Source organism: Streptomyces sp. NRRL S-646, assembly GCF_000720765.1.
Lineage (GTDB): Bacteria > Actinomycetota > Actinomycetes > Streptomycetales > Streptomycetaceae > Streptomyces.
In genome coordinates this window covers 57,943-78,199 of record NZ_JODC01000012.1, presented here as the reverse complement: position 1 = coordinate 78,199, position 20,257 = coordinate 57,943, and the positions used below count along the sequence as shown (strand labels likewise).

The 20,257-nt window shown below is 71.7% G+C and carries 19 protein-coding genes; 12 read left to right on the top strand and 7 right to left on the bottom strand.

The window, feature by feature from the left end:
• Nucleotides 1–37: 37 nt before the first annotated feature.
• Complete coding sequence (locus tag IH68_RS0131470; RefSeq protein ID WP_030941754.1) at nucleotides 38–631, top strand: hypothetical protein; 594 nt, start codon at nucleotides 38–40, stop codon at nucleotides 629–631.
• A gap of 30 nt (nucleotides 632–661) precedes the next feature.
• On the opposite strand, the gene IH68_RS0131465 is transcribed toward IH68_RS0131470, so the two are convergent.
• The 5 genes from IH68_RS0131465 to IH68_RS0131445 all read right to left on the bottom strand — a co-directional run bounded on the left by IH68_RS0131465 (nucleotide 662) and on the right by IH68_RS0131445 (nucleotide 4,449).
• Entirely contained in the window at nucleotides 662–1,036 is a 375-nt protein-coding gene (locus IH68_RS0131465; protein ID WP_030941752.1) for a hypothetical protein, read from the bottom strand.
• Nucleotides 1,037–1,057: 21 nt separating this feature from the next.
• A complete protein-coding gene (locus tag IH68_RS0131460) occupies nucleotides 1,058–1,597 on the bottom strand; it encodes a roadblock/LC7 domain-containing protein (protein WP_030941750.1) in 540 nt (179 codons plus the stop codon).
• A gap of 22 nt (nucleotides 1,598–1,619) precedes the next feature.
• Nucleotides 1,620–2,477, bottom strand: coding sequence for a hypothetical protein (locus IH68_RS0131455; protein ID WP_030941748.1), 858 nt, complete (start codon nucleotides 2,475–2,477; stop codon nucleotides 1,620–1,622).
• Nucleotides 2,474–2,881 (bottom strand): hypothetical protein, encoded by a 408-nt coding sequence (locus tag IH68_RS0131450; RefSeq protein ID WP_030941746.1) that lies wholly within the window; start codon nucleotides 2,879–2,881, stop codon nucleotides 2,474–2,476. Before IH68_RS0131450 ends, IH68_RS0131455 begins: the two co-directional genes overlap by 4 nt.
• A 170-nt stretch (nucleotides 2,882–3,051) precedes the next feature.
• A complete protein-coding gene (locus IH68_RS0131445) occupies nucleotides 3,052–4,449 on the bottom strand; it encodes a diaminopimelate decarboxylase (protein WP_051833837.1) in 1,398 nt (465 codons plus the stop codon).
• Nucleotides 4,450–4,596: 147 nt separating this feature from the next.
• Here IH68_RS0131445 and hutU point away from each other — a divergent pair, with 147 nt between their 5' ends.
• From hutU to hutI, 4 genes are all read left to right on the top strand, one after another.
• Complete coding sequence (hutU, locus tag IH68_RS0131440) at nucleotides 4,597–6,261, top strand: urocanate hydratase (RefSeq protein WP_030941742.1); 1,665 nt, start codon at nucleotides 4,597–4,599, stop codon at nucleotides 6,259–6,261.
• Nucleotides 6,262–6,458: 197 nt separating this feature from the next.
• Nucleotides 6,459–7,661 (top strand): allantoate amidohydrolase, encoded by a 1,203-nt coding sequence (locus IH68_RS0131435; RefSeq protein WP_030941740.1) that lies wholly within the window; start codon nucleotides 6,459–6,461, stop codon nucleotides 7,659–7,661.
• Nucleotides 7,658–9,019, top strand: coding sequence for a formimidoylglutamate deiminase (locus IH68_RS0131430; protein ID WP_030941738.1), 1,362 nt, complete (start codon nucleotides 7,658–7,660; stop codon nucleotides 9,017–9,019). The genes IH68_RS0131435 and IH68_RS0131430 overlap by 4 nt, the downstream gene beginning before the upstream one ends.
• A gap of 35 nt (nucleotides 9,020–9,054) precedes the next feature.
• On the top strand, nucleotides 9,055–10,227 hold the full coding sequence (gene hutI / locus IH68_RS0131425; protein WP_030941736.1) for an imidazolonepropionase: 1,173 nt from the start codon (nucleotides 9,055–9,057) through the stop codon (nucleotides 10,225–10,227).
• 14 nt (nucleotides 10,228–10,241) lie between these two features.
• Here the strand turns inward: hutI and IH68_RS0131420 are convergent, their stop codons facing one another.
• Nucleotides 10,242–11,831 carry an RICIN domain-containing protein gene (locus tag IH68_RS0131420; RefSeq protein ID WP_030941734.1) on the bottom strand — a complete coding sequence of 530 codons (1,590 nt, stop codon included), beginning with the start codon at nucleotides 11,829–11,831 and terminating at the stop codon, nucleotides 10,242–10,244.
• A gap of 213 nt (nucleotides 11,832–12,044) precedes the next feature.
• Nucleotides 12,045–12,974, bottom strand: coding sequence for an RNA polymerase sigma factor SigF (locus IH68_RS0131415; RefSeq protein WP_030941732.1), 930 nt, complete (start codon nucleotides 12,972–12,974; stop codon nucleotides 12,045–12,047).
• 238 nt (nucleotides 12,975–13,212) lie between these two features.
• Here IH68_RS0131415 and IH68_RS0131410 point away from each other — a divergent pair, with 238 nt between their 5' ends.
• From IH68_RS0131410 to IH68_RS0131380, 7 genes are all read left to right on the top strand, one after another.
• The gene (locus tag IH68_RS0131410; RefSeq protein WP_030941730.1) at nucleotides 13,213–13,590 is read left to right on the top strand and encodes an STAS domain-containing protein; all 378 of its coding nucleotides are present in this window, start codon (nucleotides 13,213–13,215) and stop codon (nucleotides 13,588–13,590) included.
• A 268-nt stretch (nucleotides 13,591–13,858) separates the two neighbouring features.
• A complete protein-coding gene (locus tag IH68_RS0131405) occupies nucleotides 13,859–14,386 on the top strand; it encodes an ATP-binding protein (protein WP_030941728.1) in 528 nt (175 codons plus the stop codon).
• Nucleotides 14,387–14,696: 310 nt separating this feature from the next.
• Nucleotides 14,697–16,109 carry a serine--tRNA ligase gene (gene serS, locus IH68_RS50350; RefSeq protein ID WP_063763561.1) on the top strand — a complete coding sequence of 471 codons (1,413 nt, stop codon included), beginning with the start codon at nucleotides 14,697–14,699 and terminating at the stop codon, nucleotides 16,107–16,109.
• A 68-nt stretch (nucleotides 16,110–16,177) separates the two neighbouring features.
• Nucleotides 16,178–16,858 carry an LPXTG cell wall anchor domain-containing protein gene (locus tag IH68_RS0131395; RefSeq protein ID WP_030942022.1) on the top strand — a complete coding sequence of 227 codons (681 nt, stop codon included), beginning with the start codon at nucleotides 16,178–16,180 and terminating at the stop codon, nucleotides 16,856–16,858.
• Nucleotides 16,859–17,038: 180 nt separating this feature from the next.
• Nucleotides 17,039–17,875, top strand: a complete 837-nt coding sequence (locus tag IH68_RS0131390) for a hypothetical protein (protein ID WP_030941726.1) — start codon at nucleotides 17,039–17,041, stop codon at nucleotides 17,873–17,875.
• Entirely contained in the window at nucleotides 17,872–18,954 is a 1,083-nt protein-coding gene (locus IH68_RS0131385) for a hypothetical protein (protein ID WP_030941724.1), read from the top strand. The genes IH68_RS0131390 and IH68_RS0131385 overlap by 4 nt, the downstream gene beginning before the upstream one ends.
• Nucleotides 18,951–20,237: a hypothetical protein gene (locus IH68_RS0131380; RefSeq protein WP_030941723.1), complete on the top strand. Its 1,287-nt coding sequence runs from the start codon at nucleotides 18,951–18,953 to the stop codon at nucleotides 20,235–20,237. The genes IH68_RS0131385 and IH68_RS0131380 overlap by 4 nt, the downstream gene beginning before the upstream one ends.
• Nucleotides 20,238–20,257 lie beyond the last annotated feature (20 nt).

The window sequence follows — 20,257 nt, the reverse complement described above, 5'->3', positions numbered from 1 at the left end:
CACGGATGCCGCACAGAGGTGAGACGGGAGAACAGACGTGGCACGCGGAGAGGGCAGAGCTCAGGGTCTGGCCCGGGTGGCTGTGGTCATACGGGCCGGAGCCGCACCCCTTTGGTGGGCCGGGGTGTTCGCGGCGGGTGTCGGGGTGCTGGTGCCGGGGGTCACGGGCCGGCGGATCGGGGTCATGACCGGAGCGGCGTTGTTCATCGTCGCGGCGGCCGTCGTCTCGTACGCCCGCCGCAGGCGGTACGCCGGGCTCGCCCGGGCGGCCGCCCGCGCCGGCAGGCACGACGTGCTCCAGGACCGCGCGGTGAGCGTGCGCAACTGGCGCCGCGGGCACCGCTGGTGGCTGCTGCTCGCGTTCGCGGCGGCCGTGGGCAGCGCGTTCGCGGTGCCTGCCGCCGGGGGCATGCTGCTCGCCGGATGCGGCACCGGGCTGCGGCTGAAGGCCGCCTGGCTCGGGCGGCGCGAACGGGCCGACGACGTCCTGTTGTGGGTACGGGTCGACTGGCTCGCCGCGAACGGCGGCCGCCCGGCCGGCAAGGCCGTCAAGGCGTACCGCAGCACGGGCATCGCGGCGGGCGACGCGGCTCCGGGCGGAGCGCGGCGCCGCACCGCGGCACTCGTCTGAACTCGGACGGCTGAACTCGGACTGCTGAACTCAGACTTCGAGATCCTCCTCGATCTTCTTCAGCTGATGGCGGGCCATCGCAAGGTTGGACCTCTTGGCGTCGAGCACCAGATACAGGAAGAGACCGTTGCCGCCGCGGCCGCTGAGCAGGCGGAGCAGGTGGTACTGGTCGCTCAGCGTGATCAGGATGTCCTCGATCTGGCCCTTGAGCCCGAGGTGCTCCATGGTGCGCATCTTGGCGCGGACGACATCGGTGTTGCCGGCGGCGGCGACATTCAGGTCGAAGCCCTTGCTGCCGCCCATCGTGCCCAGCGCCATGCCGCTGGTGTAGTCGACGAGCGCGACGCCGGTGGCGCCCTCGATGGAGGCGAGCGCCTCTTTCAGTGCGGTTTCGGTGTTGGCCATGACTGTGCTCCTCGGTTCCTCTCAACTTTCCGTGGTGGTGCGCGCGTTGGTGTTGGTGGTCGTGGTGCGTGGTGCGCGCGGGGTTCTGGTCCGTGCGGCGGCCGGTTTGGGGCCGGGCTTGGGGTCGGATCCGGGTTCGGGTTTGGCGGCCTTGGCTTCCCTGGCCGGTCGGGTCTGGTTCGCGGGTGTCGTACGCCTGTCGTCGAGCTCGCCGATGCGGGCGGCCGCCCGGCGGCCCTCCAGGAGGAGCCGGCCGAGGTTCACGCGGTCCTGGGCGAGCAGCGTCAGCACGGCTGCGCCGCCCGCCGCGTACGCCGCCACGTAGCCGTACACACCCCGCACGACGAGTTCGCGGAACTCGCCCTGTCCCGTCGCGTCCGCCAGCTTCCCGGCTGCCCCGTGCGCGGTCTCGACGAGCGCGGCCATGCCGTTCGGTTCGACGCCCGGGGTGTCGTGGGCGAGGACGCGCCCGTCGAGGCCGGTCGCGAGGGCGCCGGTGAGCTGGGGGACGCGGGCTCTCAGACGGCGCAGCTCTTCGAGGATGTGGGGGTCGGCAGCCATCCGGTGTCTCCTCTCGAACCAGTCAAAGGGCCTCCAGCGCATCCCTGAGCCTCTTCAGCAAGATGGTGTGGGGATCGGGCGGCAGCTGTTCGGGGCCGGTCGGCGGCGGCTCGCCGCGGGCAGTCGAGGGCTGTGGTGGCTTCGGCTGTGCCGGCCCGGGCAGGAGGGGTGATACGACCCCTGCCGCCATCAGCCGTCGCACGTCCACCAGCGTGTGGAAGGCCGGGCGGCCCAGTTCGCGGGCGATGTCCGGTGCCGTGCGCACGCCGTTCACCTGGTCCAGCACCGTCTGCTGGCGGCGGGTGAGGGCAGGGGCGGCCACGGGGTCCGCGCGGACCAGGGGGGCCTCGTCCGTCCTCGGATCGGGCCAGATGCGGTGGAGGAGGTCACGGCGGCGCAGCGTCTCGTGCTCCAGGGCGGCCACCGGGACCGGGTGGATCGGGCCGAGCCGGGGTGCGGGGCCGTAGCGGAAGCGGCCGGGCGTGCTGCTGGGGGCGAGGGCGAAGTATGCGGCGTCGTACAGCGCCGTCAGCTGGCACAACTCCAGTGCGCCGGGGGCGAGATGACCGCCGTCGACCAGACGGATGCCGACTCCGTGACCGTCGTCCGCCTCCGTGAGCGCCCGTTGCCAGGCCTCGGGGGCGAGTGTGCCGTGGGCCGTGAGGAGTGTGCCCAGGCCGGGGGCGGACGGGCTCTCGGCGTGCACGACCAGGCCCTCGGCGAGGTGAAGGGTGCCGCGCTCGCGGACCAGGACGCCGGTGGCACGCTCGGCGGCCAGCCGGGTCAGCATCGGGGAGACACCGCCCCACCCCCGCTCGCCGGCCGCGGTCTTGCTGCGCACGGGCAGACGCGGGGGTTCGGCCGTCCGGACCGCGGTCATGCCAGCACCAGCCGTTCGGCCATCTCGCCCAGCCGGATGCGGGCCAGCGCGAGGTTGCCCTCCGCGCGGGCCAGCCACAGGTGCAGGAACACACTGCCGTCGAAGGAGGCCCCCACGAACCGCAGCACGTGATAGCTGTCCCGATTGCTGACGATCAGGTCCTCGACCGGCGGATCCGCGTCGGCGGCCGCCCCGTCGTCGGGATCGTCGTCCGGCGCGAACGCGTGCTGCTCGGCGGCAAGCCGCGCGATCTCGGCGGCCTCCACGGCGGCCGTCTCCTGGTCGCCGCCGGGGGACTCGCCGACGGTGCCCAGGGCCAGCCCGCTGGTCCAGTCGATCAGCGCGGCGCCCCGGGCACCGGGCAGTCGCATCGCTTCCAGCAGGCACTCATCGATTCCGGGCACCGTGATTCCCCTCCCGCCTGGGGTTCGGCTGAGTGACGCCGAAGTTACGCAACGTGTGTGCGACGGGCGAGGGTTCTGGCATTTTCCGGTGGAACATGCGGCGGGATACTAAGGTGGGTCAACTTGCCTTGATTCACGAGTAGTTGACCATCAGATCCACCGGCTTTGTGTCAACGGTGGTCAGGTGCCCGGAGGGTGGTGAGCGAGTCCGTGTGCGCCCCTCCCGACTCGGCCACGATCTCGTCGAGGCTCTGCGGCTCCCGGACGGTCGCGAAGGCGATGCCCCCGGCCCCGTCCGGCGCGAAGCCGTAGATCCCGGGCCGGGCAAGGGAGTTGTACGCGTAGTGGTGCGCGAAGTAGTACGCCCCCGTGTCCAGCGCCGCGGCATGGTCCCCCTGCTCCAGCAGCGGCAGCGCCCGCCCCTCCGCCAGCAGGTCGCCCGAGAAGCAGGCCGGCCCCGCGACGTCCTGCACGACCGCCGGGCCCTCCTTGGGGCGCCCCTTGCCGTCGTAGGCGGCGATCCGCAGCGGCCATGCCCCCGGCGCGTACACCGTCCGCGTCGCCACCTGCACACCCGCGTGCGTGATCGCGACCGGCCGCCCGCCCGCGCTCTTGGCGTACTCCACCCGGGCCACCACCGTGCCGTGCTTGGCCAGCAGCGACCGCCCGAACTCGGTGACCAGCCCGTACCGCCCGTCGAACAGCCCCGGCACCGCCTCGCTCAGCAGCCGCGCGTACTGCGCGTACGTCGGTGTCGTGTCGTCCGAGCCGAAGTTCACCGGCAGCCCGCCGCCGATGTCGAGCGTGTCGATCTGCGGGCGCCCGAGCCGCCGGTTGATCTCCTCGGCGAGCGCATACGTCTCGGCCACGCCCTGCACCATCAGCGAGAGCGGAATGCCCTGGGACCCGGTGTGCGCATGCAGCCGCGTCAGCCACGGGCGGTCCGCATACGCCCGTACGACCCATTCGTGCGCCCCCTCGTCCCGCAGTGCCACCCCGAACTTCGAGGTCGCCGTCGCGGTCGACGTGGCTTCGATGGAACCCCCGCCGACCTGGGGGTTCACCCTGATCCCCAGCGGGGAGCGGCTGGTCGCCGACCGCATCAGGGCGTCGATGCGGTCCAGCTCCTGCGGATTGTCCGCGTTGACGGCGATGCCCAGCGCCAGCGCCTCCCGCAGCTCGGCCGGGGTCTTCGCGGGCGAGTCCAGAACCGTGCGGTTCGGCGGTACGCCCGCCGCCCGTGCCAGCGCCAGCTCGCCCGGGCTCGCCACTTCCGCGCCGATCCCCTCCGTGTGCAGCAGCCGCAGCACCGGCACCAGCGGGGTCGCCTTCACCGCGAACGCGTGCAGCACCGGCGTGCCGGGCGCCGTGACCGCGTCGAACGCCGCCCGCAGCTCGGCGGCCGCCTCCCGGATGCCGGTGATGTCGAGCAGCCCCACGATGGGAGTGCCGGGCCCCAGCAGCCCCTGCTCCACGGCGGCCCGTACCGCGTCGTCACGCCGGGCCGACCGCTCGGTCCCGTCCCCGTCCCTGCCGTCCCTGCCGTCCCTGCCGTCCCTGCCGTCCATCAGATCCCCCGTTCCTCGCCGTCCGTGCCTGTGCTTCCAGCCAAACATCTGCGGCGGGCCCACGCTGGCCCGCGGATGTATTGACTAGTTCTATTCAGGACGTCAGGATGTGAATAACGGCAGCAACAATCCGCTAGGAGGCAGACCATGTCAGGACCCCGCCCCGTCCGAGCAGCGCGCGGTACGGAACTGAGTGCCCTGGGATGGCAGCAGGAAGCCGCCCTGCGGATGCTGCAGAACAACCTCGACCCGGAGGTCGCCGAGCACCCCGACAAGCTCGTCGTCTACGGCGGCACGGGCAAGGCGGCCCGCGACTGGCGCTCCTTCGATGCGATGGTGCGGACGCTGAAGGGGCTGAAGCAGGACGAGACCATGCTGGTCCAGTCCGGCCGCCCGGTCGGCGTCATGCAGACCCACGAGTGGGCCCCGCGTGTCCTCATCGCCAACTCCAACCTCGTCGGCGACTGGGCCAACTGGGAGGAGTTCCGCCGCCTGGAGGCCCTCGGCCTGACCATGTACGGGCAGATGACCGCCGGCTCCTGGATCTACATCGGCACCCAGGGCATCCTGCAGGGCACCTACGAGACCTTCGCCGCCGTCGCCGCGAAGAAGTTCAACGGCACCCTCGCCGGGACCATCACGCTGACGGCCGGACTCGGCGGCATGGGCGGCGCCCAGCCCCTCGCCGTGACCATGAACGACGGCGTCGCCATCTGCATCGACTGCGACCCGCGTGCCATCGAGCGGCGTATCGAGCACCGGTACCTGGACGTGAAGGCCGACAACCTGGAGCACGCCCTCCAGCTCGCGGTCGAGGCCCGCGACGCCCGCCGCCCGCTCTCCATCGGCCTGCTGGGCAACGCCGCCGAACTGCTGCCCCGCATGCTCGCCGAGAGCGCCCCCATCGACATCGTCACCGACCAGACCTCCGCCCACGACCCGCTGTCGTACCTGCCGCTGGGTGTCGACTTCGACGACATGGCGGACGCGGCGGCGAAGGACCCGGCCGGGTTCACGGTGCGCGCGCGGGAGTCGATGGCCAGGCACGTCGAGGCGATGGTCGGCTTCATGGACGCCGGTGCGGAGGTCTTCGACTACGGCAACTCGATCCGCGGCGAGGCCCAACTCGCGGGGTACGAGCGGGCGTTCGCGTTCCCGGGCTTCGTCCCCGCCTACATCAGGCCGCTGTTCTCCGAGGGCAAGGGCCCCTTCCGCTGGGCCGCCCTGTCCGGCGAGGCCTCCGACATCGCCAAGACCGACAAGGCGATCCTGGACCTGTTCCCGGAGAACGAATCCCTCGCCCGCTGGATCAAGATGGCGGGCGAGCGGGTCCACTTCCAGGGCCTGCCCGCGCGTATCTGCTGGCTGGGTTACGGCGAGCGGGACAAGGCGGGCGAGCGGTTCAACGACATGGTCGCGAGCGGCGAGCTGGCGGCTCCGCTGGCCATCGGGCGCGATCACCTCGACAGCGGTTCCGTGGCGTCCCCCTACCGCGAGACCGAGGCCATGCTGGACGGGTCCGACGCGATCGCGGACTGGCCGCTGCTGAACGCCATGGTCAACGTGGCTTCCGGTGCGTCGTGGGTGTCCATTCACCATGGCGGTGGCGTCGGTATGGGGCGGTCCATTCACGCTGGGCAGGTCTCTGTTGCCGACGGCACGAAGCTGGCCGGGGAGAAGCTCCGCCGTGTGCTCACGAACGACCCCGGCATGGGTGTCATCCGGCACGTCGACGCCGGCTACGAGATCGCCGAGACCGTCGCCGACGAGCGGGGTGTGCGGGTTCCCATGCGCGAGGGTGACGACGCGTGAGGCAGGTTGAGGGCGGGCACGGCAGCTCTTCGGTGGGGGCGGAGGCCTCGTCGCCGACTGCGGGTTCGGCTGTGCCCACCCGTTCCGCCCTGCGGAACGACTGCCCACAGCCTGGGCGGGGTGACGGCCTGCAGTCTGGGCGGGGTGCGGCTGTCGGCGTGCCGCTGCCTGGCGGGGCCGGCGGCTCGTTCCACGCCATGTGGCGTGAGCTGCTTCCCATCGGGCGGCATGCCGAGTCCCGTGGATACCGGCGCTTCGCCTGGACCGGTGCCGACGTCGAGTGTCGGGCCTGGTTCAAGGCGCAGGCCCGGGTGCGCGGGTTGGCGTACGAGGTGGACCGGAACGGGAATCAGTGGGCCTGGGTCGGGGATCCGGGGGCCGGGGACGCCGTCGTCACGGGGTCGCACCTCGACTCCGTGCCCGACGGGGGTGCCTTCGACGGGCCCCTGGGCGTCGTGTCCTCCTTCGCCGCTCTCGACGAACTCCGCGGCAGGGGCGTGGAGTTCACCAGGCCGCTCGCCATCGTCAACTTCGGTGACGAGGAGGGCGCCCGGTTCGGGCTGGCCTGTGTCGGGTCGCGGCTCACCGCAGGGCAACTCACCGTCGAGAACGCCCACAAGCTGACCGACGGCGACGGGATCAGCCTGCCGCGTGCCATGGAGGCCGCCGGATACGACCCCGACGCCATCGGGGCGGACCCGGAGCGGCTGGCGCGGATCGGCGCCTTCGTCGAACTGCACGTCGAGCAGGGCCGGGCGCTGGACCTGTCCGGCGACCGCGTCGGCATCGCCAGTGCCATCTGGCCGCACGGGCGCTGGCGGTTCGACTTCCGGGGCGAGGCCAACCACGCCGGCACGACCCGTCTCGTCGACCGGCGCGACCCCATGCTGTCGTACGCCGAGACCGTGCTCGCCGCCCGCCGGGAGGCCGAACTCGCCGGTGCCGTCGCCACCTTCGGCAAGATCGCCGTCGAGCCGAACGGCGTCAACGCCATCCCCTCGCTCGTGCGCGGCTGGCTCGACTCCCGCGCCGAGGACCAGGAGCGGCTGGACGCCGTGGTCGGCGGGATCGAGAACGCCGCCCGCGAGTACGCCGCGGCACACGGCATCGACCTCGACGTCGTCCGGGAGTCCTTCACGCCCGTCGTCGAGTTCGACCACGCCCTGCGCGACGAACTGGCCCGCATCCTCGGCAAGGACACCGACATCACGGTCCCCGTCCTGGGTACCGGTGCCGGACACGACGCCGGAATCCTCTCCGGGAGCATCCCGACCGCCATGCTGTTCGTGCGCAACCCCACGGGTGTCTCGCACTCCCCGGCCGAGTTCGCCGCCGAGGACGACTGCGTGGCCGGGGTGCTCGCACTCGCCGACGTACTGGAAGGGCTGGTCTGCAGGTGACGCACCCCCACACGCGGACGTACTGGCTGGAGCACGCCTGGCTCGACACCCACGTCGAGCCCGGAGTCGCCCTCGACGTGAGCGACGGCCGCATCACCGCCGTCCGCACCGACGTGCCCACCCCGCCCCCCGGCGCCGAGATCCTGCACGGACTGACGCTCCCGGGGCTGGCGAACGCCCACTCGCACGCCTTCCACCGCGCCCTGCGCTCCACCGTCCAGGTCGGCTCCGGCACCTTCTGGACCTGGCGCGAGGTCATGTACTCCTTCGCCGACAGGCTGACCCCGGACACCTACCACGCGCTCGCCCGCGCCGTGTACGCCGAGATGGCACTCGCGGGCGTCACCTCCGTCGGGGAGTTCCACTACGTCCACCACGCACGCGGCGGCACCCCCTACGCCGACCCCAACGCCATGGGCGAGGCCCTCATCGCGGCCGCCGCCGACGCCGGCATCCGCATCACCCTCCTCGACACCCTCTACCTCTCCTCCGGCCTCTCGAACCGGCCCGGTGGGGAGCCGCCCAACACCCACCAGCTGCGCTTCTCCGACGGCAGCGCGGAGGCCTGGGCCGAACGCTGTTCAGTTCTCAAGGAACGGGATCACGCGCGGATCGGTGCGGCGATCCACTCCGTACGGGCCGTGCCCGCCGACCAGTTGGCGACCGTGGCGCAGTGGGCCGAGGAGCGGCGGGCCCCGCTCCATGTGCACCTGTCGGAGCAGACCGCCGAGAACGAGGCGTGCCTGGAAGTCCACGGGTGCACCCCGACCCAGCTCCTCGCCCTGCACGGCGTGCTCGGCCCGCGCACCACCGGCGTCCACAACACCCACCTCACCGCCGAGGACATCTCCCTCATCGGCGGCTCAGGCACCGGCACCTGCATGTGCCCGACGACCGAGCGGGACCTCGCGGACGGCATCGGACCGGCCGTCGCCCTGCAGAACGAGGGCTCCCCGCTCTGTCTCGGCTCCGACAGCCACGCCGTCATCGACCTGCTCGAAGAGGCACGCGCGATGGAGCTCAACGAGCGCCTGCGCACCCGCAGCCGAGGCCACTGGACCGCCGCCGCCCTGCTGCGCGCCGCCTCCGCCGACGGTCACGCCGCCCTCGGCTGGGACGAGGCGGGCAGGATCGAACAGGGCGCCCTCGCCGACCTCACCACGATCGCGCTCGACTCGGTCAGGACAGCCGGGCCGCTGCCCAGACTCGGCGCCGAGACCGCCGTATTCGCGGCGACCGCAGCGGACGTACGGCACACGATCGTGGGCGGCCGGCACGTCGTACGCGACGGCGCGCACGCGCTCGTACCGGATGTGCCGCAGGCCCTCGCGCAGGCTGTCGAAGACCTGCGCGGCTGACCACCGTCCCCCGCCCGGCCACCCACGAGGACACCATGAGCAGCACCGTCATCACCAACATCGCCACGCTGGTCACCAACGACCCCTCCCTCGGTGACGGCTCCCCCCTCGGCCTGATCCAGGACGCGGCGCTCGTCATCGACGGCGACCGCATCGCGTGGACCGGTGAATCAAGCAAAGCACCCGCCACTGACAACCGGGTCGACGTCGGCGGCCGTGCGGTCCTCCCCGGCTTCGTCGACTCGCACTCCCACCTGGTCTTCGCGGGTGACCGGACACAGGAGTTCAACGCCCGGATGTCCGGGCGCTCGTACAGCGCGGGCGGCATCCGCACCACCGTCGCCGCCACCCGGGCCGCGAGCGACGAGGAGCTGGAGGCCAACCTCACCCGCTACCTCGCCGAGGCGCTCCGCCAGGGCACCACGACCTTCGAGACGAAGTCCGGCTACGGCCTGACCACGGAAGACGAATCCCGTGCCCTGCGCATCGCCGCCGCCCACACCGACGAGGTCACCTACCTCGGCGCCCACATCGTGTCCCCCGACTACGCCGACGACCCCGCCGGCTATGTCGCCCTGGTCACCGGCGAGATGCTCGACGCCTGTGCGCCGTACGCCCGTTGGATCGACGTCTTCTGCGAGAAGGGCGCCTTCGACGGCGACCAGGCCCGCGCGATCCTCACCGCCGGAAAGGCCAGGGGCCTGCACCCGCGCATCCACGCCAACCAGCTCTCCTACGGCCCCGGCGTCCAGCTGGCCGTGGAACTGGACGCGGCCAGCGCCGACCACTGCACCCACCTGACGGACGCGGACGTCGACGCCCTCGCGGGCAGCCGAACGGTCGCCACCCTCCTGCCCGGCGCCGAGTTCTCCACCCGCGCGGAGTGGCCGAACGCCCGCCGTCTCCTGGACGCGGGCGCCACCGTCGCCCTCTCCACCGACTGCAACCCCGGCTCGTCCTTCACCTCCTCCGTCCCCTTCTGCATCGCCCTCGCGGTGCGGGACATGGGCATGACCCCAAACGAGGCGGTCTGGTCGGCCACCGCGGGCGGCGCGCGGGCCCTGCGCCGGGACGACATCGGCCGCCTGAGCCCGGGCGCCCGCGCGGACCTCATCACCCTCGATGCCCCGAGCCACGTACACCTCGCCTACCGGCCGGGTGTGCCGCTGGTCACCGGTGTGTGGCGCCGGGGCGTTCAGGAGGTCTGACCGGGCTTCCCCGGTCAGGAGGCCCCCGCCCGCCAGCGCTGCTCGGCGCCCCCGTCCAGCGGTCGCAGCGACAGCCCGTCGCCCCCGTACGGAGTCAGCGCCGTCTCGATGGCGATGGCGGGCCGGATCACACCGTCGGCATCCACCATGAACATGAGGTTCTGGCCGTTGCTGCTGTACACCGAGTCGCACTCCCAGATACCCACGCCCCTGTCCACATCACCCCGGCTGTCCAGGCAGAAGTCCGGGTCGGCGGACGACTGCACCAGTCCGCGCGCGGAGTCGACGCGCCAGCGCTGGGTGCGGGACGAGGAGCAGGGGGCCGTGATGACGTCCGTGCCCTTCTCGAAGTCGCCGTCGCGGACGTCCAGGCACCGGCCGGTGGCGACGTTCACGATCTGCGCGAACGCACCGTTCGGGGCATGAGTGGGGGAGCGGGAGGGTTTCGGAGACTTCGGAGGCGACTTCGAGGGCCGCTTGGCGGGGGAGGAACTCTGCGTCGGTGACGGCGACTTGCTCTTCGCCGACGGTGACGGTGACGGCGAAGGGACGGCGGAGACCGTCGCCGTCACCGTGACCTGCGTCGGAATCGTCGGCGTACCCACCGCGCCCGCCGCCTCCTGGGACGGCGAGGACGGTGAAGAGGCCTGGGAGAGCAGGAAGACGATCAGGGGCGCCAGGGCCACGCCGACGGCGATCGAGGTCAGCAGCAGGCGCCGGGACGGAGGCCAGGGTGAGACGTTCGCGCGAGCCTTGGGGTGCGGTGCCTCGGGTGTCGTGACATACGCCCTGCCCGCCCAGGGCAGCAGGCCCTCGGCCAGTGCGGTGCGCGGCGCGTCGCGCAGGGCCGACAGTTCCTCGTAGGCCGTCGTGCAGTGGGCGCAGTGCACCATGTGGGCTCGCAGGTCGGCGCTGGTGCGCGGGCTGTCGGGCCGCACCGACTCCTCGATGAGCCGGCCGAAGTTGCCGCAGCGCGGATCGGCCGAGGCGGCCAGACGGGAGCGCAGACACGCCTGCCCCATGGCCTGGAGGGCGGAGACGGTCTCGTGGCCCACGTCCTCGCGGGTCAGGCCCAGGAAGGCGGCCGTCCTGTCCTCCGGCTCCTGCTCCACGATGCCGTACCAGACGAGGCCCTGGGCGCGGGAGGGAAGGGACCGGAAGGCGGTGAGCATGGGCGGTACGGGGACCTCGGAGCCCGCCGTGGTCAGGAGGAGCAGCAGGCCCGGATCGAGACCGCCGGCCCGCTCGTCGGGCGCCCAGGAGGCCGCCAGGTGCCCGGTCAGCAGCAGGAGGTGAAGACGGAGCGGGACCAGGGGTTCGGTGCCGCGTGCCGTCTGCCGGGCCGCCAGGGTGAACGCCTGCGCGGCCAGGTCCCGTGCGGCGGACTCGCTCGCCGTGCACAGCCGGGCGTAGGCGAGGACCGACGGCTGGTGGCGGGAGCGGAGTTCCTGCAGGGCCGGATAGAGGGTAGGGGTGCTGGTGCGAAGCAGTTCGGTCAGCCGCGCGTCGGACGCGCCCGCAAGCGCCCCGGTCTCGGGGACACCCCCGGACCCCCGGCCGCCCCCGGTCTCGACTCCGTCGTCGGTCCCGTCGGCCCGAGCCATCCGCCCGCCTCCTTGCACCCTTGCCGCCCGCCGGGATATTGACCTACCGGCGGGTATGGGGGCCCATAGTGATGGATGGAAACCTCTGGGGAAAGAGTTTCTGTGGGTAACCCAGGGAACGCCTGAGCGCGGCCCGCCCGGCAACCGGACGGACCGCGCTCGGAAAGAGGCGTCACAAGGGAGTGTTCACAGGGAGGTCCCACAAGGAGACCGTCACTCCTCGAGTGTCAGGCCCTTGCGCAACCGCACCAGCGTCCGCGACAGCAGCCGCGACACATGCATCTGTGAGATGCCGAGCTCTTCGCCTATCTCGGACTGGGTCAGGCCCGCGACGAAACGCAGGGAGAGGATCTGCCGGTCCCGGGGCGGGAGTTCGGCGATCAGCGGTTTCAACGACTCGACGTACTCGATGCCTTCGAGTCCGTGGTCCTCGTACCCGATCCGGTCCGCGAGCGCGCCCTCGGCGTCGTCCTCCTCGGGCTGGGCGTCCAGCGAGGAGGCGGTGTACGCGTTCGACGCCGCCATGCCCTCGACGACCTCGTCCTTCGTCAGCTCAAGGCGCTCCGCGAGCTCGGCCACCGTCGGCGCCCGGTCGAGCTTCTGGGCCAGCTCGTCGCCGGCCTTGGCCAGGTCGAGCCGGAGCTCCTGCAGCCTGCGCGGTACGCGCACGGACCACGAGGTGTCGCGGAAGAAGCGCTTGATCTCACCGACGATGGTCGGCATGGCGAACGTGGGGAACTCGACGCCCCGTGCCAGTTCGAACCGGTCGATCGCCTTGATCAGGCCGATCGTGCCGACCTGGATGATGTCCTCCATCGGCTCGCTCCGTGAGCGGAAGCGGGAGGCGGCGAACTTGACCAGCGCGAGGTTGAGCTCGACGAGGGTGTTACGGACGTACGAGTATTCGTGCGTGCCTTCCTCAAGGGACTCAAGGCGCTCGAAGAGGGTCTTGGAGAGCGCTCTTGCGTCTACCGGTCCCACTTCGTCGTACGGGGGGATCTCCGGAAGGCCTGCCAGCCCGGGGAGCCCGGCAAGCGTGTCTGGGTCGTTGCTCTCGATGGGATCCAGATGTTCCGGAGGGGATGCCGACGTCGCCTCCTGGGTATGCGATGCGTCGAGCCGGGGTGACATGATGTCCTCCATCGTTCTCGGCATATGGCTGCCGAAGCCAGTGCGTGCACTGCGGTGTGCGGCGCCTCCAAAGCCGGCCGTGTCGGTTTACGTATCCCTACTAGCCCTACCCGCTTTCCCGCGCTCGCCGCAAGTGCGTTCTGTGGGGATATGTCCGTTTACGTGCGGTTGTTCGGGTGTCGGAGAGTGTGAGGAAGGCGTAGTGTTCGAGGGCGTGAGTCAGCAGCCACGACGTCGGGAGAAAGACGGCATGGACCGTGGGACGGTCGGCAGCGCACAGTCTGGCCGGCTACTGGTGGAGGTCAGGGAAGAGGGCTCCAGCGCCGTCGTGACGCCGGTGGGTGAGTTGGATCACCACACCGCCGATCTGTTGCGTGAGCCACTCGAGGAATGCCTCGCCAAGGGTTTCAGCCGGCTGGTGGTGGACTGCTCGCGGCTGGAGTTCTGCGACTCCACCGGACTCAATGTGCTGCTCGGCGCGCGCCTCAAGGCGGAGGCCGCAGGGGGCGGGGTGCATCTCGCGGGGATGCAGCCCGTGGTGGCGCGCGTCTTCGAGATCACCGGGGCGGAAGCGGTCTTCACCGTCCATGACACGCTTGAGGCGGCCCTGGCCGATGAAGCCGGCTGAGGCCGGCTGATCCCGGCCGCCGTGCCCGACGCTGTGTCCTGCCCCATTCACCCCTGTGTGACCGGCACTTTTGGGGCGCCACGCGTTCCGGGCCGAATAGGGGGGTGTTCTGCCGGTTCGGTCGGGCAGGAGACATCCTGTCGGCAGGGAATCCTGAACATGTCGGCAGCAACATGTCGGCGGCACAGCGACGGATCCACCGTCGAGGTACGTACTGACTTTTGAATCGTGAACTGGTGAATCGGTGAATCGGTGAGGTGAAGCGCTGATGAGCACCACCCGGCCTTACTCGCCGGGCGACCGCGGCCCGGAGCCGAGCGGCGCTTCCGGGGCGTCCGAGGGCGACGAGGCCTCGTCGTCGGCTGCGCCCGCGTCGTCCGCGGGCGGCGGCCAGGTCCGCAGGCTGAACTTCGACGGCGAGAGCGGCGTCGTGCCGCTCGCCCGCGACTTCACCCGCCAGGCGCTGTACGCGTGGGGTTGGCTGCCGGCCGCCACGGCCGACCAGCGGGCCGCCGCCGAGGACGTGCTGCTCGTCGTCTCCGAGCTGGTCACCAACGCCTGTCTGCACGCCGAGGGCCCGGACGAGCTGTGGATCGCCTGCGACAACAAGGTGATCCGCATCGAGGTCTCGGACAGGGGCCCGGGCCAGCCGGCCCCCCGCACCCCGCACCGCGCGGGCCGCCCCGGCGGGCACGGCATGTTCATCGTGCAGCGGCTCTGTCTGGACTGGGGCGTCGCACGGACGCCGGGAGTGGCGGGCAAGACCGTGTGGGCGGAACTGGGTGCCCCGGCGTAATTCGTTTCCGCCGGCCGGGCGTGCTCTCTACGCTCGTGGCAACGCGCTGACGGAGACAAGTACCCGAGACCGACGCGAGCCGAGAGAGCCGCCTGCAGGTGTGACGGCGGCCTCGCGTCCCGAGGCGAATCCACTCCCGAGTGCGGGGAGGAAATGCCCCGCCGGCCGGCCCCCGTCACCGGGCCCGAACGAGACCGTCGTACGGCGGTGAAGGCGTGGTGGCACCGCGAGCACCCTCTCGCCCACGCCCCGAGGGACCATCCCCGGGGCGGCGCGTGCCGCTCCGGCAGAACCGGACGGAGCGCGCACCATGCTCGACGTCACCCTCATCCGACAGCACCCCGACACCGTCCGCGACGCCCTGCGCAAGCGCGCCGTGGACGCCGACATCCCGGCCTTCCTCGCCCTGGACGCCGACTTCCGCGAGGCCCGGACGGCCGTGGAGCGGCTGCGCGGCGAGCGCCGGCGCATCTCGGCGGACATCGCCGTACGACGACGGGCCGGCGAGGCCGCCGAGGAGCTCCGGGCCGCGGCCGGGACCCTGGCCGACCGGCTGGCGGAGGCCGAGGCCGGGCTCGACCGGCTCGCACGGCAGCACCAGGACTTCCTCGACGCCCTGCCCAACCTCCCGGACGACGACGTCGTCGCGGGCGGCAAGGAGAACAACCGGGTCGTACGGACGGCCGGCGCCCTGCCCGCCTTCGACTTCGCCGCAAAGGACCATGTCCAGCTCGCCGAGGACCTCGGCCTGGTCGACTACAAGCGGGGCGCGGCCCTCGCCGGGAACGGCTACTGGGTCTACCGCGGCGAGGGCGCCGCCCTGGAGTGGGCGCTGCTCAACCACTTCCTCGACACCCACCGCCGGGCGGGCTACGAGTTCGTGCTGCCGCCGCACCTGCTCACCCACGAGGCGGGCTATACGGCCGGACAGTTCCCGAAGTTCGCCGACGAGGTCTTCCGCGTGGACGATCACTTCCTCCTCCCCACCGCCGAGACCGCCCTGGTCAACCTGCACCGCGGCGAGACCCTCGACGAGCGGGAGCTGCCGCTCAAGTACGTCGCCTACACGCCCTGTTACCGCAAGGAGAGCGGCGGCCACCGCACCGCGGAGCGGGGCACCCTGCGCGGCCACCAGTTCAACAAGGTCGAGCTTTTCCAGTACACGCGCCCCGAGGACTCGGACGCCGCCCAGCTCGAACTGCTGGCCCGCGCCGAGGAGTTGGTCGCCGGACTCGGCCTGCACCACCGCTTCACCAAACTCGCGGCCGGGGACACCAGCCCCGCCCAGGCCAAGACGTACGACGTGGAGGTCTGGCTGCCGAGCCTGGGTGCGTACGCCGAGGTCAGCTCGGTGTCGAACGCCCGCGACTACCAGGCGCGGCGCGGGGCCATGCTCCCCCATTCTCGGCTTCGCTCGAACGGGGGGACCCCCATCGCCCGGTCGGCGGCGGCAGACCGGTCCATGTCCACACCCTCAACGCCTCGGGCCTCGCCACCAGCCGCCTGCTGCCCGCGCTCCTGGAACAGCACCAGCGGGCGGACGGCACGGTGGCCGTGCCGGAGGTGCTGCGGCGGTGGGGTGTGCCGGACGTCCTGCGAGCGCACCAGCTCGGGGTTACCCACGGTCACTCCCTCCACTCGAACCCCCTCCCGTGCGCGCCGGATCCCCACAACTCCGGCGCGCATCTTCTCTTCCCTCCTCAAGACGCCGGGCGTACCTTGACGGCCGAATCTGATGTGCCGTCAGGAAATGGCAGAGGAACCCGAGGATCTCGAAGAGGGAGCGGAACCGTGTCGTACCGGAATCGAACCGCCGCGCTCGCGTCCGCCGCGGCCCTGGCCGGCTCTGCGGTGCTGCTCGCCGCCCCCGCAGCCGAGGCCGATGTCGTCGACGTCAACTACCAGTGCAAGACGCCGATCGGCAACAAGAGCGCCGTCTCGCCCATCGACATCAAGGGCGTCAAGAGCGGCAGCGGCTACAGGCTCACCATGTCGTGGCAGAAGGGCGTCTCCTCCAGCCCCGTCGAACTGGGCAAGGGCGCGATGAACCCGAGCGCCACCATCAAGCTGGGCGGCGCCGACAGCGGCACGGTGTCCGTCTCCGGACCCGCCAACCAGGCCGCGATCCCCGCCAACACCCCCATCAAGATCAACGACTTGACGGGCACGTACACGCCGAAGAAGAACGGCAAGGTCACCTTCACCCCGGGCATCCTCACCATCAAGGCGCTCGGTACGACGACCACGTGCACGCCGTCGAACAACCCGGGGCCGGCGCTGAGCCTCGATGTGACGGCGGCGGGTGGCTCCGGCGGGACCAGCCAGAGCGGTGCGGATTCCGGGGGCTCCCTTCCGCAGACCGGGCCCGACGACTCCGCGATCGCGCTGGGCACGCTCGGCGGCACGGTGCTCCTGGCCGGAGCGGCGGGGGCGTTGTGGATCACGCGGAGGAATCAGGTGGCCCGGCGGTAGGGGTTTGTCGGCTGTGCCGCGTTGGGCCGTCTGTTGTGTGCGGCTTCATCGTGGCTGGTCGCGCCCACGCGGCGGAGCCGCACATGTCACAGCCCCGCGCCCCTTTGGGGCGCTGCCGAACCGTCGCGGACTTCGCTCGCCCTGCCGAGACCTCTGCCGTACGACCGCTGGAGCCGCCGGATGTCGACCGCTGCACGTGTCCTGCTCGTGTCCCTGCTGCTGGTCATGAGTACTGCCCCGGCGGCCTCGGCCGCCGACGGCTGGGCGCTCGTGCCCTCCGGGGGGTCGCGGCCCTCCGTCTATGCCGAAGGTGCGCCCGGGGCGGTTCTGCAGGACGCGGTGTCCGTGGTCAATCGGAGTGGGCGGGCCGTCACGGTGCGGCTGAGTGGCAGTGGTGTCCCGGTCACCTTTGCCGCCGACCGGGTGCGGGTGCCCGCCCGTACTCGCGCCGACGTGCCGTTCACGGTGAGTGCGCGGGCCGACCGCAGCGGCGAGATCGTCGCCCGTGACCAGGACGGCCGCCGGGCCGCGGTTCCGGTCCGGCTGCGGGTGGGCGGACCGGCTCTGTCCGCGCTGACCGTCGAGCACGTCGCCGTGCGCGGTGACCGCATCACGTACGACCTGGTCAATCGTGGCACCACGGTCCTCGTACCGAGCCTCGCCGTGCACGCCGACGGCGTCTTCGGGCCGGTCCTCGACCGCGCCCCGCGCACCCTGCCCGTCCGCCTGCGCCCCGGCCACCGCCTGAGCCTCGCCGAACCCTGGCCCGGCCGCCCCGCCCTGGAATCGGTCGACGTCCGGCTGACCGTGACGGCGGCGGGCGGCGCTCACGACTCGGCCGGCGCGGCGGCGCGGTTCGTGCCGTGGGGAGCGGTGACGGGGATCGCGGGTGCGGTGGCGGCAGTGGGCGCGCCGCTTCTCGTACGAGGCCTACGACGTCGCAGGCGTCGTACGGCCGACGGCGAGGCGCTCGAACCCCCGCGTACGGAAGTCGAGTTGACGGGAGCGCTGACGTGAACGGCAAGCTGCGGATCACGGCGCTGGTGGCGGTGCTCGCGCTGCTCCTGCTGCCCCTGGCGGGCACGGCTGCGGCGGACGGTCCGGCCGTCAGGCTCTCCAAGTCCCAGGCCGGTACCGGCGGTTCGATCACCGTCAGCGGCAGTGGCTGGCGTGCGCACGCGCTGCTGATGATGCTGATCTGCGGACAGTCGACGCCGTCCCGTGGGGTGACCGGCGGCACCAACTCCTGCGCCAACTCGGACGGAAGGGCCGTCACCACCGACGCCAAGGGCTCCTTCAGCAAGAAGCTGCCGGTCGCGGAGCCGCCGGTGCCGTGCCCGTGCGTGGTGCACGTGGCGACGGTCGAGGGTGCGAAGGCGCAGGCGGACGCGGTCTTCCAGGTGGCCGGGCACGCCGTCGAACCGCTGCCGGCCGAGCCGTCCGGCGGGCGTCTGTCGGTCCTCACGGACACCCGGCTCGACGGGTCGAGCGGCCTGCTCACCTGGTTCGGCGCACCGCCCTCACGCACCCTCGTCTTCACCGTCGGCAACGCCGGCACCACCGCGATCAAGGACCCGGTCTTCCAACTCGGCACCTCTCATGGCGTGTTCGCCCCGCAGTGGGAGGACCAGGAGTGGCGCGGGACCATCGCACCCGGCAAGAAGGCGCAGATCAAGCTCCCGGTCGAGCTGACGGCGGGAGCGCACGGCGACTACACCGTCTCCCTCAAGTACGGCGGCAAGGTCCTCGCCGAGCAGCCCTGGGGCGTGGGCCGCCCGTGGGGCGTGACCCTGTTCTGGCTCCTGGTCTGCGTGGTCGTGCCGGCCGCGGTGTTCCGCGCGGGGATGGCGGTCGTGGACCGGGTACGGCCGCGCCGCGCGGGCGGCCTGCGGCACCGGGGCCTCCGCCTGCCCGAACTGGCCCTGCACATGCCGAAGTTCACCGCCAAGGCGGCTACTCAGGAGCCCCCCTCGAACTCGACCCTGCCGTGGTTCACCCCGGACTCCGATCCGGGCACGGCCGGTCGGCTCTCCGCACCGCACCAGGACGGCAGCCCGACGAGTCCTACGACTCCCACCAGGAAGGGACCCCCGTGAGAAAGCGCAGGAGAGTCACACCGGTCGGCAGCGGGAGAGCGGGTGCGGCGGGCGCCGCCCTGGTACTGGGTTCGGCAGGCATCCTGCTGGGCCTGGCCGCCGGGCCCGCGCAGGCCGCTCAGGTGTCGTTCGCGACGCACTGCGTGCCGCCCGCGGGCATCACCCCCGTCGACGGCACCACGAAGGTCGAGATCACCGCGCCGGCCACGGCGAAGGTGGGCGACACGGTGGACGTCGTATGGAAGTTCGTCCAGGCCGCCTCGAAGAACCCGGACATCATCGACCTTCCCGCCAACTCGGTCCAGCCGTCCGGGGTGCTGAAGGCGGCCGGCGCGCAGGCCGCCGACATCGCGATGCAGGGCACGCGCACGAACCCGGCCATCCCCAAGGGCGGCGCCATGGTGCTGTCCGACATGAAGGGCACGCTGAAGCTGACGGCGCCGGGCGAGGTGACGCTGACCCCGGACGCGTACACCGTCAACGCCATGTCGACGGACACCAAGTGCACGCCGAAGGAGACGGTGCAGAAGGCGGCGACGATCGAGGTGTCGCCGGGCGGCGGAAGCTCGTCGAGCACGACACCGGAGCCGACGGACTCGGCCTCCCAGTCGTCCTCACCGTCCGCGTCGGCCTCCGCCAGTGACGGCACCGGCAGCGACCAGACCGACTTCACCGGCAAGGAGGTCGAGATCCCGTACACCTGTCAGTCGCCCATCGGTGAGAAGAAGGCGACCTCGCCCATCCAGATCAACGCCAAGAAGAACGGCGGGAGTTTCGGCCTCACCGTGCAGTTCAAGAAGTCCGTGATGGACAGCCCGGCCGACATCCCCAAGGGCTCGGTGAAGCCGTCGATGGAGGTGGCCCTGGGTGGCGCGGACAAGGGCACGGTGCACGTCGAGGGCCCGACGAACTCCAAGGACATCAAGTCCGGCGAGCCCATCGAGATCCCCGACCTGACGGGCACCTACAAGCCGGGCGCGGACGGCAGGTCGACCCTGTCCCCGGGCGTCCTCACGATCAACGCCCTGGGCACGACGACCACCTGCAAGCCCGACAGGACGGAGGTCTCCCTGACCCTGGACACCACACAGCAGGCGAGCGGCGCGTCGGGCGGTTCGTCGACCTCGGGCGGTTCGTCGTCCGGCGGATCGTCGAGCGGCGGCTTGGCCGAGACGGGTTCCAGCGACCACGGCGCCCTGAAGGCCCTGGGCCTGGTGGCGGGCACGGTGGTGTTGCTGGGCGGCGCGGTGTTCACGTTCATGCCGCGGCGAAACCCCCGCTGACCTGCCCTTCCATGCTTCCT

Excerpts from the sequence above, each read along its gene's own strand:
- hutI (WP_030941736.1), top strand. The coding sequence starts at position 9,055 with ATGAGCAGCACCGTCATCACCAACATCGCCACGCTGGTCACCAACGAC.
- IH68_RS0131415 (WP_030941732.1), bottom strand. The coding sequence starts at position 12,974 with ATGGAGGACATCATGTCACCCCGGCTCGACGCATCGCATACCCAGGAG.
- IH68_RS0131420 (WP_030941734.1), bottom strand. The coding sequence starts at position 11,831 with ATGGCTCGGGCCGACGGGACCGACGACGGAGTCGAGACCGGGGGCGGC.
- IH68_RS0131405 (WP_030941728.1), top strand. The coding sequence starts at position 13,859 with ATGAGCACCACCCGGCCTTACTCGCCGGGCGACCGCGGCCCGGAGCCG.
- IH68_RS0131435 (WP_030941740.1), top strand. The coding sequence starts at position 6,459 with ATGTGGCGTGAGCTGCTTCCCATCGGGCGGCATGCCGAGTCCCGTGGA.
- IH68_RS0131460 (WP_030941750.1), bottom strand. The coding sequence starts at position 1,597 with ATGGCTGCCGACCCCCACATCCTCGAAGAGCTGCGCCGTCTGAGAGCC.
- hutU (WP_030941742.1), top strand. The coding sequence starts at position 4,597 with ATGTCAGGACCCCGCCCCGTCCGAGCAGCGCGCGGTACGGAACTGAGT.
- serS (WP_063763561.1), top strand. The coding sequence starts at position 14,697 with ATGCTCGACGTCACCCTCATCCGACAGCACCCCGACACCGTCCGCGAC.
- IH68_RS0131390 (WP_030941726.1), top strand. The coding sequence starts at position 17,039 with ATGTCGACCGCTGCACGTGTCCTGCTCGTGTCCCTGCTGCTGGTCATG.
- IH68_RS0131455 (WP_030941748.1), bottom strand. The coding sequence starts at position 2,477 with ATGACCGCGGTCCGGACGGCCGAACCCCCGCGTCTGCCCGTGCGCAGC.
- IH68_RS0131465 (WP_030941752.1), bottom strand. The coding sequence starts at position 1,036 with ATGGCCAACACCGAAACCGCACTGAAAGAGGCGCTCGCCTCCATCGAG.
- IH68_RS0131410 (WP_030941730.1), top strand. The coding sequence starts at position 13,213 with ATGGACCGTGGGACGGTCGGCAGCGCACAGTCTGGCCGGCTACTGGTG.
- IH68_RS0131445 (WP_051833837.1), bottom strand. The coding sequence starts at position 4,449 with ATGGACGGCAGGGACGGCAGGGACGGCAGGGACGGCAGGGACGGGGAC.